The following is a 17,638-nucleotide window of genomic DNA, read 5'->3' as shown; positions in this document are numbered from 1 at the left end:
ACTTGTACCAGTGGATTATCAAAGGAACTCTTTGAGCGTTTCTGCCTCACTAGCTTTCAGCACTGGAAGAGAAAGGGGTACTTGATTCGCGATCGCAAATAACTGTTCTAGTTGACTCAGACCTGTCAAGCTACCACATAATAATACTTGGTCGCTAACTCGCAAGTCCATGCCGCCATCAGGATAGCGGATAAATTTACCATCTCGCCGGATTGCCTGTACTTGTACTCCAAATTGCTTGGCGATATCTAAATCTGCAAGGGTTTTACCTAGCGTTGGCGCATTAGCATCGACTGTAACCCACTGACAAGCACTATTTTCTCCAGGAACAGCAGCTTGTCCCTTAGCAAACTCTGCCAAAGCCGCTAGTTCTTCATCTGCTCCCACTACCAGCAGGCGATCGCCTTTTTCCAATTTAGTTTTATTATTGGGATAATCAATTTCATCGCCATTAGCGCGGCGAATTGCCATCAAACTCGCTCCTGTTAAATAGCGCATATCTGATTCTTCTATACTCATGCCAATTAAGGGCGAAGCATCTGGGAGAGGATACCAACGCTGATTTAAATCGAGAGTTGCTTGGCGCAAATCGTGGGCGACTTCAGTTGCAGAACGCTCTGGCCGCAAATCTAAATAATGATCGTTGCGGATTAGCTGCATTTCCCGTTGGACGACAGCTGGCGACAACAAGCCTAAGCCAGTTAATAAATAGGTTGCCATTTCTAAGCTGGCTTCAAACTCTGGTTGCACCACTTCTCTGGCTCCCAATTGATACAACACTTCAATATTTTTATCCTGGGTAGCACGGACAACCAAATCCAATTCTGGGCGCAATTCTAAAGCGCGTTTCAAGCAAAGACGGGTACTTATCGGGTCAGGGAGAGCGATCGCCATTCCTTTGGCATGATTTACCCCGGCAGTTTCTAAAACGTGTAAACTTACACAATTACCATAGACATAAGATACCCCAGCTTCACGTAACTGCTGAATTCTCCTCTCTGATTGGTCGATGACTACTACAGGTAAGTCGTGTTGCAGCAACAACTTCACTAAATTTTTGCCGACTCGCCCATAACCACAAACTACTACATGGTCTTTAAAGGGCAAATCGTCTGATACATCCCGCGCCTCTTGTTCTTCTAAGTACGGTTTCAACCAAGGCATTGATTCGGCAAAGTTAAATAAAAATGGTACTAACCGCAGAACAAAGGGAGTCAGCATGAGCGTAACTGCGGTGGTTCCCAAAATTAATAAGTATATTTGGCGGGACACCAGCCCTAAAGATTGGCCTTCACTGGCGAGAACAAAAGAAAATTCCCCAATTTGCGCCAGTCCCAAACCAGCGATGATGGCTGTTTTTAAAGGGTAGTGGAATAGTTTCACTAGGGGCGTGATAATTAAAAATTTTCCGATGAAAACTATTGCCACCAGCCCTAAAATTAATTCTAGGTTGTTCCACAAAAACACTGGGTCAATTAACATTCCAATGGCGGCAAAAAATAAACTGGCAAAGATATCTCGCAGAGGTTCGACATAAGTCAGGGTTTGATCGGCGTATTCCACCTCAGAAATCATCAAACCAGCAACAAATGCCCCCATTTCAATAGATAGCCCCAAATGTTCTGTCAACAGGGCAATACCCAAACAGAGAGCTACAACCCCTAATAAAAATAGTTCTCGGCTTTCGGTACGGGCTAAGAGTCGCAACAAAGGCGGTATCAGCCAAATCCCCGCAGCGACTGCACCAGCTGCAAATAGAGCAATCCACAGTAAGGCTGTCAGCACGGCGATGCCAATAGTTTCTGCTGGTTGGTTAAGGGCTGGTAAGACTGCTAACATCAGTCCTAGTGCTAAGTCCTGGACTACCAAAATCCCTAGCATCACTTGTCCGTGAGGGGTTTCTGTTTCGTTGCGTTCCATCAAGCACTTGAGGACAACCGCCGTGGAAGACAAGGACAGAATACACCCCAAAAACATCCCCTTCGCAGGTAAGGCTCCCCAGGCTCCGCTTAAACCGCACACGACAACTGTGACTAAAATTGTCAGAGCAATCTGGAGTCCACCTCCACCGAGCGCGATCGCTTTTACCTTCTTGAGTTCCGCCAAGGAAAATTCTACACCTAAGGCGAATAACAAAAAGGCAACACCGAATTGTGCCAGAGTCTCTACTTGAATAACTTCTTTAATCAATCCTAGTCCAGCTGGCCCAACAATCATCCCGCCGATGAGATAGCCTAGCAGCACGGGTTGTCGTAAAAGTGCTGCCAGCAGTCCGCCACAGGCTGCAACACCTAAAACTAAAACTAAATCAACAATTAGCCTAAAATCTTCTTGCACCAGTTTTAAAAGAACTATTAATTAAGACCTATTAATTCAGCATACAAAGTTTTGGGGATTGGAGATGGTGGGGCCCCCTCTGGGGATAAGCTAGAGCGGTAAAACTTGCTAGAGTAGATTTTTAATGATTGAAATAGGCGTAAATAGGTAAACCAAAATTTTCAATAATAACGAATTTACTAGGTTTAAGTTTTTGCTCTAGCTAGTTTTGCCACGCTAGGGGATAAGGGGTAATGGGGATTGGGGACACAACGACTGCGCTCAGTGCATCGCTGGGGATTGTTCACGAATATTAATTCATTTACTCAAAAATCGGCTGTAAATTTAAAATAAAACCAGGGAGAACATCTTCACCAGATAAACTTGTAGGAGATTGTAAAACTTCTGGTGCAAGATTTGGACGATAAATTATTACTTGTTTCTCTTTGGGATTAATTAACCAACCAAGTAATAATCCCGAAGCTAAGTATTCCAGCATTTTGGCTTGAGTGTCTTCCACATCATCAGTTTCGGAAACCAATTCTACTGCAAAGTCAGGACACAAGGGGAGATATTTTTTTCTTTGTTGTGCTGTGAGAGCATCCCACCGTTCCATCTTCATCCAAGAAGCATCAGGAGAACGAGTTCCACCATTGGGAAGTTTAAAACCAGTGGAAGAATCAAAGGCTTTTCCTAAATTTTTTTGGCTGTTCCAAAACCATAGTTGACCTAACAAATCAAAATTACGGTTTCCCGTTTCTCCTCCAGTGGGTGACATGATTACCAATTCTCCTTCAGCAGTTAATTCTAAACACAACTCTTTATTCATACCAACAATCTGTTCAAATTCCTCATCCGTAAATTTGAGATTAGGAGGTAATTGTAAAGTTAAAGCAGTCATAATTAATTCCGCTCCACCAAATTCTAGTTGCGTTACACCCATGCGCTGCCAATAGGGAAGACTAAACCTCTACCGGGAGCAATGCGATTTTGTGAGCAGGGGGAGCAGGGGATGCAGGGGAGGCAGGGGAAGAGAAAGAAATAAGTGTATTTGTAGCTATAAAGGTCGTAAAAAATACTAGAGTTTTCTCTTCACTCCCCCTGCTCCCCCTGCTCCCCCTGCCTAAGAAAGCTCTTTTCATGAGGATCTCACTTTTTCGCGTTGCTCCCACCTCTACCTCTACCTCTACTTTACCGTCCATGCTGCATTAATATAATCCTACGGTTTAGGGACTTCCAGAAATTAAATTATTCAATTTTGGAGCGAAGATGATCAATTAGATTCTTCCTCCCCTGCTTCCCCTGCGCCCCCTGCCTCCCCTGCTCGCCAAAGCGATGGGATATTTTTTTAGTTGGAAGTCCCTTACCCGCAACTGCCCAATTCCGATTAAATTTTAGGTGAGCTAAGGGCATTCAATAATAATAGTGACCACGGTATTTTAATATTGGGTATGAGCGATGAATACTTTCTCAATCCTGGCAATGCAGCTGGCAGCACAAAACGTAAAGAACGTAGCGATGCAGGTCGATCGCCATTTTCATCGACAATTCCATATTTATTAGCTAGTTCGGCAACAATCTGCACACGTCCGGTATGGCGCATGATATTTGATTCACAAGCAAGTGCAGCGATCGCCCGTCCAGTAAATAAGGGAGTTTCCCAGTTGTAGCGATCGCTTAAAAATGAGAAATTATTTTCAGTAGCATTGGTTTGATTCATCTCAGAAGCAAAACGGGAAAAAAGCTCAGTCCCAACAATACCCGGCCAAATTGAAACAGAAGCGACATTATAGGGTTTTAATTCAACAGCCATATCAGCTGCGAGGCGATCGCAAGCTGCCTTACCAACACCATAAGCTGCATTAAATATATAGGACATCCCCGCCCACGAGGAAATAGTGCAAATTAGTCCAGATTTGTGCTTGGTCATCATTCGAGCCGCAAAAACACTCGCAATATAGTGGCTACGAAGACCAACGTTGTTACTAGCATCCCAAATACTTGGTTCGCAATCCCAAAAGGGCTGCCCAAAAGCGTCTTTTACTGCCTGAACTCCTGAGTAAGCATTATTCACCAGTAAATCAAGTTGTCCATCCTGCTCATCTTGAATGCGCTCAAACAGTAAACGCACCTGCTCATCGTCGCTGTGGTCTACTTGCACCGGAATGCACACACCACCGATTTCGTCAATAGCTGATTGGGTTTCATTAAGACTTCCTGAAACCGCATTACTAGAATTGTTAAGGCTGCGGCCTGTGACGTATACAGTTGCCCCAGCCTCAGCCAAACCAATAGCAATTCCTCTTCCAATTCCCCGCGTAGCACCTGTTACCAATGCCACTTTATCTTCAAGGCTTCTCATAACTCCTCCTTCCCCCTTCATCGGTATAGCCAAACACGCAAAAGTGAAAGCAATTGTTCGGTATCTACGGGTTTAGTTATATAGTCTGATGCACCGGCTTCAATACACTTCTCGCGATCGCCTTGCATGGCTTTAGCGGTGAGTGCAATAATCGGCAAAGATTTAAATTGCTCGTTTTGGCGGATTAAGCTTGTTGTTTCGTAACCGTCCATTTCTGGCATCATTACATCCATCAAAACCACATCAATATCTGGTGTATTTTCCAATAGGGTAATTCCCTCTCTGCCGTTTTCAGCGTATAACACTTGGATTTGATAACGCTCCAGCATACTTGTCAGCGCAAAAATATTACGCATATCGTCGTCTACAATTAGTGCTTTCTTGCCTGCGAGTAAGTAATCTATAGAATGCAGTTGTTCAAGTATTTGTCGTTTAGGTGCTGGTAAATTTGCTTGGATTCGGTGTAAAAATAATGCTGTTTCGTCGAGGAGACGTTCGGGCGATCGCACATCTTTAATGATGATTGTTTCGGCAATCCGCCTCAGTTCAGTTTCTTGGGCTTTGCTAATTTCTCTACCTGTGTAGACAATGATTGGCAATGTTTTACCGTTAGGTAAAAGTTTAATTTGATCGATCAGTTCAAACCCGGTCATGTCGGGTAGCCCTAAATCGAGGACAAGGCAATCAAAATGCTGGGTACGGATGGCTTCTAGGGCTTCTGCCCCAGTGGCAACAGCAGTGGTAAAAACATCGTTGTTACCAATTAGCTCGACAATGCTATGGCGTTGAGTGTCATCGTCTTCGACTACTAGTAAATTTTTTACCTGGCGCTCAACAAAACCTTTAATTTTGACCAATGCCTCAGATATTATCTTGCTGGTTAAGGGCTTTTGCAAATATGCGATCGCACCGAGTTGCAAACTACGCTGTTGCCCTTCTTCGACGGTCATAATGTGTACGGGAATGTGGCGAGTATTGGGGTCATGTTTCAGACGATCCAATACCGTCCAACCATCCATTTCTGGCATTCGGATATCTAGTAAAACGGCTGAAGGTAGGAATTGCTGCGCTAATGATAGACCTGTACTGCCATTTTGGGCTGTTATCACTTTGAATCCGTTCTGTTGGGCCATATCTATGAGGATACGGGCAAAATTCACATCATCTTCGACAATTAACAAAACGCGATCGCCTGTGGCAATAGTAGCGCGATCGTCATTTATCAGCGCTAAAGGCTGAGTTGGAAGTGAAGAGTCAGAGGTGAGGAGTGAGGGCTGATGAGTACTTAATTGTGTTGATGTAGATTCAGGATTTAATTGTGGGAAGAAGAATGTAAAGGTGCTACCTTGACCTGGTTGACTTGTAAGTTTAATTTCGCCGCCAAAGAGACGGGCAATTTCGCGGCTAATTGATAAGCCTAATCCAGTACCGCCGTATCTGCGACTAGTAGAGCCATCGGCTTGCTGAAATGCCTCGAAAATAACTTTTTGCTTGTCGGGAGCGATGCCAATGCCTGTATCGCTGACTGAGAAGGCGATGACATTTTGAGCTTGATTCAAAGTTGCTTGGTCGTTGCTCCATCCCTGTTGTGCTAGCGCAATCTGCAAGCGTACCTCCCCTTTTTCTGTAAATTTAAAAGCGTTGGAGAGGAGATTTTTTAACACTTGTTGTAAGCGTTTGACATCTGTATAGATGGTTGTAGGTAAGTTGGGAATAAATTCAATTATGAAGGCAAGTCTTTTGCTTTCAGCTATTTGCCGGAAGGTACGCTCAATTTGTTCGCCCAAGTCTACCAATGGCATTTGGGTTATGTCAATTGACATAGTTCCAGATTCAATTTTAGCGAGATCCAGAATGTCATTGATTAGCATTAACAAGTCAGTACCGGCTGAGTAAATTGTCTGGCTGTATTCAACTTGCTTTGTAGTGAGGTTGCGGTCTATATTATCTGCCAATAACTGCGCCAAAATTAACAAGCTGTTTAGGGGTGTCCGCAGTTCGTGAGACATGTTGGCGAGAAATTCTGATTTGTATTTTGAAGAAAGGGCGAGTTGTTCAGCCTTATCTTCCAAAGACATTCTTGCTTGTTCGATTTCGCGATTTTTGCGCTCGACTTCTTGTTTCTGCATTGCCAACAACTCTGCCTTTTCTTCTAACTCAGCGTTAGTTTGTTGCAGTTCTTCTTGCTGTCCTTTGAGTAAATCTTCTGAGGTTTTGAGTGACTGGGCTTGTTGTTCTAAGCGTTTGTTGGTTTCTCGCAGTTCATTTTGCTGGGTTTGGAGTTCTTCAGCCAAAGATTGCGATTGCTTGAGTAATTCTTCAGTTCGCATTGATGCTGCGATCGTGTTGAGGACGATCGCTATACTTTCGGTAAGCTGGTCGAAGAATGTCAGATGAATTTCGCTAAAGCGTCGGAAGGATGCTAATTCTATGACTGCTGTCACCTGTCCTTCAAAAAGTACAGGTAATACTACGGCATTCAGGGGAGTCGCTTCTCCTAAACCAGAGGAAATTCTGATATAATCACTTGGCACTTCCGTCAGCAGAATTCGCTCTTTTTCTAAAGCGCATTGTCCCACCAAACCTTCACCCAAGTGGAAGCGGTTAGCTAGATGTCTGCGTTCGCGGTAAGCATAGCTACTAATTAGTTTCAAATACGGTGTATGTTCCCCATACTCCATCAGGAAAAATACGCCGTGTTGCGCTCCTACCAAGGGTGCAAGTTCTGAGAGAATTAGTTTAGATACAGTTTCTAAGTCTCGCTGCCCTTGCAGCATTCGGGTAAACTTGGCTAAGTTAGTTTTCAACCAGTCTTGCTCAGTATTTTTCTGCGTTGTCTCCCGCAGGTTAGCAATCATCTGGTTAATGTTGTCTTTGAGTATTGCTACTTCGCCTAATGCTTCGACGGCAATTGAACGAGTTAAATCACCTTTGGTTACAGCTGTAGCAACTTCTGCGAGCGATCGCAACTGAGTTGTCAGTGTAGCAGCAAGTTCATTCACATTATCAGTCAAATCTTTCCAAGTTCCAGCTGCACCAGGGACTCTCGCTTGTCCGCCTAACTTCCCTTCAATTCCCACTTCCCGCGCCACTGTGGTTACTTGATTGGCAAATGTCGCTAGAGTATCAATCATTTCGTTGATTGTCTCTGCCAAGGTTTCAATTTCTCCCTTGGCATCTAACATTAGTTTCCGTTTCAAATCACCGTTAGCAACTGCCGTTACAACTCTGGCGATACCGCGCACTTGGGCCGTTAAGTTCCCCGCCATCGAGTTAACATTATCCGTTAAATCTTTCCAAGTCCCTGCAACACCTTGGACTTGCGCTTGTCCGCCTAACTTTCCTTCAGTTCCCACTTCTCGCGCCACCCGCGTTACTTCTGATGCAAAGGAACTAAGTTGATCCACCATTGTGTTGGTGGTGTTCTTCAAGTCTAAAATTTCGCCTCTGGCATCGACAGTAATTTTCTTAGATAAGTCGCCATTAGCTACCGCCTTTGTAACTTCGGCGATGTTGCGAACTTGTCCGGTGAGGTTCCCCGCCATTGAATTTACGTTGTCAGTTAAATCTTTCCAAGTTCCTGCAACTCCTTTGACATAAGCTTGTACGCCAAGTTTACCTTCTGTTCCCACCTCACGGGCAACCCTTGTAACTTCTGATGCAAAAGAATTTAGCTGATCCACCATTGTATTAATGGTGTTTTTGAGTTCCAATATTTCACCTTTAACATCGACGGTGATTTTCTTGGATAAGTCGCCGTTTGCTACGGCTGTGGTTACTTCGGCAATATTCCGCACTTGTGCCGTCAAACTTCCCGCCATGAAGTTTACGCTGTCAGTTAAATCTTTCCAAGTGCCGGCTACACCTTTAACTTCTGCTTGTACGCCCAGTTTACCTTCAGTTCCCACTTCACGGGCAACTCGCGTTACTTCACTTGCAAAGGAATTGAGTTGATCTACCATCGTATTGACGGTGTTTTTCAACTCTAAAATTTCACCTTTGACATCAACGGAGATTTTCTTAGATAAGTCGCCATTAGCTACAGCTGTGGTGACGGCGGCAATGTTTCGCACCTGTGCCGTCAAGCTTCCTGCCATGAAGTTGACGCTATCAGTTAAATCTTTCCAAGTCCCGGCTACACCGCGCACATCAGCTTGGACACCTAGTTTACCCTCGCTTCCCACCTCACGGGCAACTCTTGTGACTTCACTGGCAAAAGAATTGAGTTGATCCACCATGATATTGATGGTATTCTTCAGTTCCAGAATTTCGCCTTTAACGGCAACAGTAATTTTTTTGGATAAGTCACCATTAGCGATCGCAGTTGTCACTTCAGCAATGTTCCGCACCTGTGCCGTCAAGCTTCCTGCCATGAAGTTGACGCTATCAGTTAAATCTTTCCAAGTGCCAGCAACATCCTTAACTTCCGCTTGTACACCCAATTTACCTTCAGTTCCCACTTCTCGCGCAACTCGCGTCACCTCACTTGCAAAGGAACTGAGTTGATCCACCATCGTATTAATGGTATTTTTCAACTCCAGAATTTCACCTTTGACATCGACGGTGATTTTTTTGGATAAATCGCCTGTTGCAACGGCGGTAGTTACTTCGGCAATGTTTCGCACCTGTGCCGTTAAACTCCCCGCCATGAAATTCACGCTATCAGTTAAATCCTTCCAAGTGCCAGCCACACCGCGCACTTCTGCTTGCACACCCAATTTACCCTCGCTTCCCACCTCACGCGCTACCCGTGTTACTTCACTGGCAAAGGAACTGAGTTGATCCACCATTATATTGATGGTATTTTTGAGTTCGAGAATTTCACCTCTAACATCGACGGTGATTTTTTTAGATAAATCACCATTTGCGATCGCAGTAGCAACTTCAGCAATGTTACGAACTTGTCCAGTGAGATTACCCGCCATTAAGTTGACGTTCTCGGTTAAATCTTTCCAAGTTCCCGCCACACCTCGGACTTCGGCTTGTACGCCCAACTTCCCTTCAGTTCCCACTTCCCGCGCAACTCTGGTAACTTCCGATGCAAAAGAATTCAGTTGATCTACCATCGTGTTGACGGTATTTTTCAACTCCAGAATTTCGCCTTTGACATTAACAGTGATTTTTTTAGATAAGTCACCATTTGCGATCGCAGTGGCAACTTCGGCGATGTTGCGAACTTGTCCAGTGAGATTACCCGCCATCAAATTCACGTTATCAGTCAAATCTTTCCAAGTGCCAGCTACACCTTGCACTTCGGCTTGAACACCTAATTTACCCTCAGTTCCCACCTCACGGGCAACCCTTGTGACTTCTGATGCAAAAGAACCAAGCCGATCTACCATCGTGTTGACAATATTAGCAGTTTGGAGAAACTCACCTTTGAGTGGTCTGCCGTCAATTTCTGTGGCGATGGTTTGGGATAAATTTCCATTCGCAACCGCCCGAATTACCCGAGTAGTTTCAGCCGTTGGTTGGACTAAATCTGTAATTAGAGTATTGACAGAAGTAATACAATCTGACCAAGAACCACGAACATTTACTAAAGAGGCGCGATCGGCTATTTTGCCTTCTTTGCCGACAACGTTACCAATCCGTTGTAGTTCCGCCGCCATCCGCTCATTTTGATCAATAATATCATTGAGTGTGTCAGCGATTTTCCCCGCTACACCAGTATAATCTATGGGCATCCGAGCCGAGAAGTCACCCTGTTTAACAGCATTCAGCGTTCTTAGTAGCTGATTTAGATCGAGATTGTCGCTGTCTCTAGTTAACTGTTCGGTTGCCATAGCCTTATCCTTAATCTTGAATCTTGAGAAATTTTTTGTATTTTTTGCACCCCGGGAGCAATGCGATTTTGTGAGATGGGTAAGCAGGGGAGGCAGGGGAGGCAGGGGAGGCAGGGGAAGAGAAAGAAATAAGTGTAGAAGCAGTCTGTTTCGGTAGTAAAAAATACTAAAAATGCCTCTTTACTCCCCCTGCTCTCCCTGCCTCCCCTGCTCCCCCTGCTCCCCCTGCCTCCCCTGCCTATTTCACAATGATCTCACTTTTTCGCGTTGCTCCCTGCACCCCGTACTTATTTAGAGTACTTTTTGCTAATGCGTATCACAATAGAGAGCAGAAAATAAAAAGTGGATAAAACTATTTTTTATGGATGCGAGTGTAAGCAGTTGATAAAGACTGCTAACTAAGTGGTATTGCCATCAATGTATCTGGCAGTTCACTTAGCCAATGATAGCGAGTTGACATCTGTTATGCAGCATCAATTGTCGGCAATGCCTAACTTGGGCGAGGGTATGGTCAAAAGTAGTTAGCCCGCATTTCTCACAAGATTCAAGCATTTGGTGAAGCAGAGGAGGAGTAATGAGTAAGGAGTAATGAGTAAAGAGTTAGAAAGATCACTTCTTACTCATTACTTATTACTTATTACTCATTACTTCTTCCCGGAATAAGTACAGGCTTTGAGCATTGGTGAGAAATCCGGGTTAGGGACGTTCCAAATAAAAAGATATCCCATTGCTTTTAGGGCAGGAGGCAGGGAGCAAAGAGCAGGGGGAGAAAAAGTTGTTTTGATAGGCGTGAAATTGAATAATTTATTTCTTGGAAGTCCTTTAAATGGCATGAAGTGAGAATCGGTTTCCCTCGTGGTGTAGCAAAGTGCTGAGTGTTACTATGCCTTGACTTGCAACACAATTTTACCCCGCGTGCGACCGCTTTCGGAAAGTTGAAGTGCCTTTTTCACTTCCGCAAGCGGCAAGACGGTTGAAACTTGAGCTTTTAATCGTCCTTCGTCAACCAATTTGCTAATCGCAGTTAATTCTTCTGCATTCGGCTTGCAGAAAACCCGCGCGGCTTTGATGCCGAATTCTTGCACTTTTTCTTCAGACGGAAATTCCACCGATGTCACCAGAAAGCCACCTTTTTTCAAAGTTTGAAACGCTCTTTCAAAAGTGTCACCGCCGACCGTATCGAAGACGACATCAACATCTTTGACGACATCCTCGAAGTTTTGCTTCGTGTAATCAACGAACTCATCCACGCCCAAATTCCTGACGAAATCTTCATTGCGTCCCGAAGCCATACCGATCACGTATGTATCTTTTGCTTTGGCGAGTTGGACAGCTAGCGAGCCGACTCCACCCGATGCGCCGGTGATAAAAATTCTTTGTCCACTTGTGAGATTAGCTAAATCGAAAATTGCTTGCCAAGCGGTCAACGCACCGAGCGGAATCGCTGCTGCATTCTGAAAATCGAGGCTTTGCGGTTTGGGCACGATGTCGCCCTTTTTGGCGATCGCGTATTCGGCGAAACCTCCAGAAGAGATGATGCCGTAGACTGCATCACCTTCTTTGAAATCTCTGATATCACCGCCAATCTTTTCAACTGTTCCAGCAATCTCGCCGCCAAGCATAATGGGTAATTTCAGCCCCAGCCTTTCGCCCGCGCCATTGCGGATTTTCCAGTCAACCGGATTGACCCCCGCGACGTGAACTTTCACCAGAACTTCGTTTGCCGTCGGCTCTGGACGTTCAATATCGGTGTAATTTACAACGTCTTCATTGCCGTATTCATTAATTACTGTTGCTTTCATTTTTTCTCCTATTTTCAAATAATATTTTAACTAAGTGGTGTCTAAGCTCACGATGACAATTAAGATTACATTTTATGATTTTTGGAATTTGAGGAAAGCAGCAAATCAAGAATTTCTAACTCAGATGGTACGGGTGTTGGAGGTGGTGCAAGCAGGGTTAAAGTCACCCGAACATGATGCGTTTGTGCAACAGTTGCAAAAATATACAAGTCTGAAATAGTTTACTCACTCAGTTTTTGTGTCAGTTTTACCCCACCCTAACCCTCCCCTTGTAAAGGGGAGGGAACTAATTTCTTATTTCCCCCCTTTATAAGGGGGATTAAGGGGGGTAATTTGACTTGTGTATACACGGTAGCCTTAAAAAGGGGGTTGGGGGATCTTAAACCAGGGTAAATTGAGTGTTTGAGTTTAAGTTGATACTAAACCTATTGGATTTTACTCAACTGACGATCGCACCCGATACCCCATTCATAGATTCATTTGCAGCAGAAACCTGCACAGAATCGGCTGCTAAAGAATTGGTGACTTTGGAATTGCCTACTACACTTTGCTTCTTTTTGGTATTACCTCGTCTAGCACCACCCGCCATCTCATATTCTTGGCTGTTTTTACCGTAACGGCTGCCAACTCCTAGTAACATTTGTTCTGACATCGCTATTACAGCCTTTTCAGCGTTATTCAGGTCATCTGTAAGTTTGTCAATAGTAGATAATGCAGTGTTGTAAGCAGCAAGCTTAGACCGGAGATCGTTAATTGTCATGGTGTAAGCTTGTATAGTCAATCCTTGGCCAAAGTCAAGTTCTACACTGATAGATTGTAAACTTTCAATCCGGCGATCGGCTCGTTCTAAAACGCTGGAATTTCTTTTACGACGTGCCATAATGCATCTCTGCTACTAGGTTAATAGTACTGTTTTATACAAATATGTCGCTGATTGTCATGGGAAAATATAGCAAATCAGTGCGATCGCATCTCAAAAAATTTAGTTAATTTCACTTAAACTATATTTTATTCCAGGTATTAAATAGATTCATAAATTCGTTACAACAATTGCTGCAATGATTTAAGCCTTTCTTATACATGGAAGAACATTTGTTGTAAAGTATTAAACCTTTGCAGCAACGACTTATACATTTGCAAGAAAAACTTAAGCCTTTCTTATACATGAAAAAGCATTTGTTGCAAAGTATTAAGCGTTTGCAGTAACGGCTTATACATTTGCAAGAAAAACTTAAGCCTTTCTTATACATGAAGTAATCTTAGCTGCAAAGGTTTAAATTTTCACAGCCTCAAGCGTAAGAGCGTAGGCGTAGCCCGTCGTAGACATCGCTTTCAATACGGTTCGGTTAAGTAAAGACGCGATAAATTGCCGTCTCTACAATAATTTTTATTTGAACTTTTAACGCATCTACCTTCTAAACCGTCACACCCTCTAATTCCTCATCTGTCAACTCATACAATTGACGCAACTTATCCAACTTCTCACCATCAGCTTCCCAAAAACCCCGCCCATGCGCCTCCAACATTCTCCCTAAAATATTGCGAAAAGCTTCAGGATTTGCCTTGCGTAATTTATCTGCCATCTCTGCGTCTAATGCATAAGTATCAGCCGCTTGGTCATAAACCCAATCATCGGTAAAATCGGCAGTACCACCCCAACCAATCAACGCCGTCATCCGTTGGGAAATTTCAAAAGCACCACCAGAACCTTGATTCGCCATCGCTTGCGCCCATTTGGGATTTACCAACTTAGTGCGGTACTCCATTCGCAGCAAATCATCTAAATTGCGGGGTGTAGTATCCTTCGAGAAACTTTCCACAAAACTGGTTGTCACCTTCTTACCGCCTTGTTTTTCTGCTGCCCTTTTCAAACCGCCGGTATTGGCGTAATATTCTTGAATATCAGTTAAACCATATTCTACCGAATCGATTTCTTGAACAATGCGATCGCTAGTTTTTAACAACGTATTCAACACTTCCGGTCTAGCTTGACCTTTATCCTCTCTCCCATAGCTGAATACATTGCGACTTTGCCAAGTATTGCCTAACTCTTCACCAGATTCCCAGTTACCATCAACCACTCTATCATTCACCAAAGAACCAAAATCACCTGCCGGATTAGAAAACAATCTCGCCGATGCATTTTCTACACCTTGGGTTTTTAAAGCCAAAGCGTGTCTTCTAATAAAATTTTGATCTTCCGGTTCATCAGCATCAGCCGCCCGTTGAAATAAATCATCCAATAATTCGATAATATTGAGAAAACTATCGCGGAAAATCCCAGACAAATTACCCAACACATCAATGCGGGGATGCCCAACCTCCGCCAAAGGCTTCAATTCATAACGAACAATTCTACCAGTTCCTTCCTTAACAGGTTCAGCCCCTACCAATTCCAACAAAATCCCCAGAGATTCACCCTTAGTTTTAATTGCATCCAATCCCCATAACATTACCGCCACTGTTTCAGGATATTTCCCATACTCATCCAAATGCTGAACAATAATTTTTTGAGCAATTTCTCGCCCCCGTTCATAAGCAGCAGGCGAAGGCATCCGATAGGGGTCTAAAGCATGAATATTTCTCCCTGTCGGCAAAACACCAGCCCCATCCCGCAACAAATCCCCACCAGGCGCAGGCGGAATATACTCCCCATTCAATCCCCTCAACAAATTTGTCAACTCATCCGTAGATTGCATCAACAAATCCCTTATTTCCTTCTCCTCCTCTCTGCGTTCTCCGCGCCTCTGCGGTTCGTCTCCAAAATAAGCCTCCAAATACGCCCCCAACTCCTCCTCACTCGGCTTTTCCCCCAACGTATGCAACCCCGAAGAAAACAACCGATTCTCTAAAACCTGCAAATATTCATACAACTCCACCAAATAATCATCAAAAGCCCGAACGCTAAACATCCGCACATTCTCTGGAGTAAACGCAATCCCCAATTTCTTTGCATCCTCAAACGGACAATCAGCATCCAATCCAGAGTCCACAATTTTTTTACAAATCCCTTCCTTCAACACATAATTCTTTTGCGGATCTTCCCGATACTCCGAAATCAAATCGCGCAACGCCACCAGTTCCTTATACAAACCTGCCCGCCCATAAGGAGGTACATTATGAGAAATTAATACACCATAACCGCGACGTTTCGCCAACATAGATTCAGAAGGATTATTCGCCGCATATATATATAGATTAGGCAAATTTCCTAACAAAATATCCGACCAAGAATAACCCGTATTTCCCAACGGAGAACCAGGCAACCATTCCACCGTCCCATGCATTCCAAAGTGAACTAAAGCATCAGCTTGAAACTCATTTTGCAGCCATTTATAATAAGCAACATATTGGGGATGAGGCGTTAAATCTCGTTCAAACATTAAGCGCATCGGGTCGCCTTGTATTCCCAAAGGTGGTTGTACACCTATCCACACATTGCCTAATTGCACTCCACCAATTTGAAATTCATCGCCAGAAGTTTTAATACCAGTTCCCGTAAGAGATTTCCATTGTTTTTCAATCCGGGAAGTTTGTAAATATCCCAGCCATTTTTCTAGAGTGCGAACATTAACACTTCTTGTGGGGTGGGCATCTTGCCCGCCCTCGGACAATGGCGGGCAAGATGCCCACCCCACAAGAGGATTAGATTCATCCGCCTCTTTCACCCAGCGAATCAATTCTTCCCCATCATCAGGCAAATCCCCAACGGTGTAACCTTGTTCTTTAAGTGCATGGAGAAACTTCAACAAACTACGCGGCACATTTAATAATGCAGCTGTCCCCACAGCACCATAACCTGGCGGAAACCCATATAAAATAATGGCAATCTTGCGTTCTGATGCAGGTTTTTGCCGCAAAGCCACCCAGCTTTTCACCCTATCAATTAATCGCTGCACCCGTTCAGGAACCAGATAAATATTTTCGCCTACCAAACCACCGAGGGGAACTGTATCAATAGCCCCATCTAATTCGGGTAAAGCGTATAACACGACACTTTGCAATCCGCCGATACCTTGGCGCGTCCATGAGTGAATATCTTGAATTAATAATGGTGCGGCAACAATATAAGGTACATTTTTGGCAGTGAGGATGCGCTTTGCTACTTCCACTTGACGGCCTGCTTCCATTGAACCAGCCGGGCCACCCACTAGAGGAAAGCCAATTGTTGAAACGATCGCATTTACTTTAACTGCTTCACTAGAAAGTGAGGGAGTTTCTATATTACCTAATTGTCGTTGCTGAATTTCATAGTTGGTTGTCATCAAATCTCGTACCGCCACGTGTCCTTCTACGCCGTTGATGAAGATGGGTAAAGGAGTTAACCCGGCTTTTTCAAAACTGCGAATCAGTTGGGGAATGTATGGTTGTTTGGTGATGACGTGTTTGCGGTAGAGGAGAATTCCGATAACGGGATTTTTACGTTTAGATCCCCCCAACCCCCCTTGAGAAGGGGGGCTAAGGGGGATCTTTTCATACCACTCTAGATATGCTTTTGGCAATTCAAAAAAACCTTGATAGTCGGGATGGAGTAATCCAATATTGGGGGTTTCGATTAACGGGGGAATGTCGCCGACTTTTAAATCTAAGTATTTTTCTGCTAGTGTCCAAAATAATGAAGCGACGTTTTCTGTACCGCCAGCATTCCAGTAACCATAGATAATTAACCAGTTGCGTAAGTCTTGGACTTTTTGCACTGGGACGTATTTCAGTAGTTTGGGGCCAATTTTTAAGAAGCTGATGTAACCAGCGAGTTTGTCTTCCTCTCGGCCGTTGCTAAATTTGTCGAGGATGAATTTAACTGGTTTGGGCATTCCTTTCGGTTTGTCGCCAATAGCAAAGTCACCTATCTTGGTTAAACTCATCAATTCCAAGGCTGACTCAAAGACTAAGCGGATGGGAATTTGGGAAATGCGATCGCGCAACCACACAACCTGGTCATAATCAAATAGGAGGCTACCGAAAAATACATCAGCGTTATCAAGGGCTGCCTCTACCTCGGCCCGTTGGCTGGTAATATTGCGATCGCTAAATACCCGAATATCCAACTCAGGACAGCGAGAGTTAGCCAAAAAAGCGGCTTTTCTGTACAAGTCAGCGTTGAATGATTCAAACCCAGCAACCAAGACGATGCGTTTCATGCCTGTAAGCTACGAAATATTTCTTTACTTAAATCTTAAACGTGCTTTCAGGCTGATTGTTAAATATCTGTTCAAATACCAAGTTTTTTCCCCTCAAGCTTGTGAAAAATGCGGGCTAAAAGCCACAGATGACAGGAGGCAAGAGAAGCAATTCGGTGGTATCATTGCATCGAAATGATACCGTAATTTTGTCTAGATATAGAATTCTATCGCCCTACGATAGATTATTTC

At 44.0% G+C, this 17,638-nt stretch carries 8 protein-coding genes; 1 reads left to right on the top strand and 7 read right to left on the bottom strand.

Going from position 1 to position 17,638, the window contains the following annotated elements; all coding sequences use genetic code 11:
- Positions 1 to 18 precede the first annotated feature (18 nt).
- The 5 genes from V7K42_RS01505 to V7K42_RS01485 form a co-directional block, all read right to left on the bottom strand.
- Positions 19 to 2,337 (bottom strand): cation:proton antiporter domain-containing protein, encoded by a 2,319-nt coding sequence (locus tag V7K42_RS01505; protein WP_334912871.1) that lies wholly within the window; start codon positions 2,335 to 2,337, stop codon positions 19 to 21.
- Positions 2,338 to 2,638: 301 nt separating this feature from the next.
- Complete coding sequence (locus V7K42_RS01500; RefSeq protein WP_334912892.1) at positions 2,639 to 3,217, bottom strand: Uma2 family endonuclease; 579 nt, start codon at positions 3,215 to 3,217, stop codon at positions 2,639 to 2,641.
- Positions 3,218 to 3,703: 486 nt separating this feature from the next.
- The gene (locus V7K42_RS01495) at positions 3,704 to 4,678 is read right to left on the bottom strand and encodes an SDR family NAD(P)-dependent oxidoreductase (RefSeq protein WP_334912869.1); all 975 of its coding nucleotides are present in this window, start codon (positions 4,676 to 4,678) and stop codon (positions 3,704 to 3,706) included.
- A 17-nt stretch (positions 4,679 to 4,695) separates the two neighbouring features.
- Complete coding sequence (locus V7K42_RS01490) at positions 4,696 to 10,464, bottom strand: HAMP domain-containing protein (RefSeq protein WP_334912867.1); 5,769 nt, start codon at positions 10,462 to 10,464, stop codon at positions 4,696 to 4,698.
- 881 nt (positions 10,465 to 11,345) lie between these two features.
- Positions 11,346 to 12,266 carry an NADP-dependent oxidoreductase gene (locus V7K42_RS01485; protein WP_334912866.1) on the bottom strand — a complete coding sequence of 307 codons (921 nt, stop codon included), beginning with the start codon at positions 12,264 to 12,266 and terminating at the stop codon, positions 11,346 to 11,348.
- A 52-nt stretch (positions 12,267 to 12,318) separates the two neighbouring features.
- Here V7K42_RS01485 and V7K42_RS01480 point away from each other — a divergent pair, with 52 nt between their 5' ends.
- Positions 12,319 to 12,486, top strand: a complete 168-nt coding sequence (locus V7K42_RS01480; RefSeq protein WP_334912864.1) for a hypothetical protein — start codon at positions 12,319 to 12,321, stop codon at positions 12,484 to 12,486.
- Positions 12,487 to 12,705: 219 nt separating this feature from the next.
- Here V7K42_RS01480 and V7K42_RS01475 read toward each other — a convergent pair whose 3' ends face one another.
- Positions 12,706 to 13,146, bottom strand: coding sequence for a hypothetical protein (locus V7K42_RS01475; RefSeq protein ID WP_334912862.1), 441 nt, complete (start codon positions 13,144 to 13,146; stop codon positions 12,706 to 12,708).
- A gap of 535 nt (positions 13,147 to 13,681) precedes the next feature.
- Positions 13,682 to 17,407 (bottom strand): magnesium chelatase subunit H, encoded by a 3,726-nt coding sequence (gene bchH, locus V7K42_RS01470; protein ID WP_334912860.1) that lies wholly within the window; start codon positions 17,405 to 17,407, stop codon positions 13,682 to 13,684.
- Positions 17,408 to 17,638: the final 231 nt, after the last annotated feature.

The sequence above is a fragment of the Nostoc sp. genome (genome assembly GCF_036917455.1).
GTDB lineage: Bacteria > Cyanobacteriota > Cyanobacteriia > Cyanobacteriales > Nostocaceae > Nostoc.
The sequence above is the reverse complement of the archived record's forward strand: the minus strand, read 5'-3'. Positions and strand labels throughout refer to the sequence as shown.

What these genes read in the sequence shown, in the direction of transcription:
- V7K42_RS01500 (WP_334912892.1), bottom strand. Translation starts at nt 3,217, where the DNA reads ATGACTGCTTTAACTTTACAATTACCTCCTAATCTCAAATTTACGGAT.
- V7K42_RS01495 (WP_334912869.1), bottom strand. Translation starts at nt 4,678, where the DNA reads ATGAGAAGCCTTGAAGATAAAGTGGCATTGGTAACAGGTGCTACGCGG.
- V7K42_RS01490 (WP_334912867.1), bottom strand. Translation starts at nt 10,464, where the DNA reads ATGGCAACCGAACAGTTAACTAGAGACAGCGACAATCTCGATCTAAAT.
- V7K42_RS01485 (WP_334912866.1), bottom strand. Translation starts at nt 12,266, where the DNA reads ATGAAAGCAACAGTAATTAATGAATACGGCAATGAAGACGTTGTAAAT.
- V7K42_RS01480 (WP_334912864.1), top strand. Translation starts at nt 12,319, where the DNA reads ATGACAATTAAGATTACATTTTATGATTTTTGGAATTTGAGGAAAGCA.
- V7K42_RS01475 (WP_334912862.1), bottom strand. Translation starts at nt 13,146, where the DNA reads ATGGCACGTCGTAAAAGAAATTCCAGCGTTTTAGAACGAGCCGATCGC.
- bchH (WP_334912860.1), bottom strand. Translation starts at nt 17,407, where the DNA reads ATGAAACGCATCGTCTTGGTTGCTGGGTTTGAATCATTCAACGCTGAC.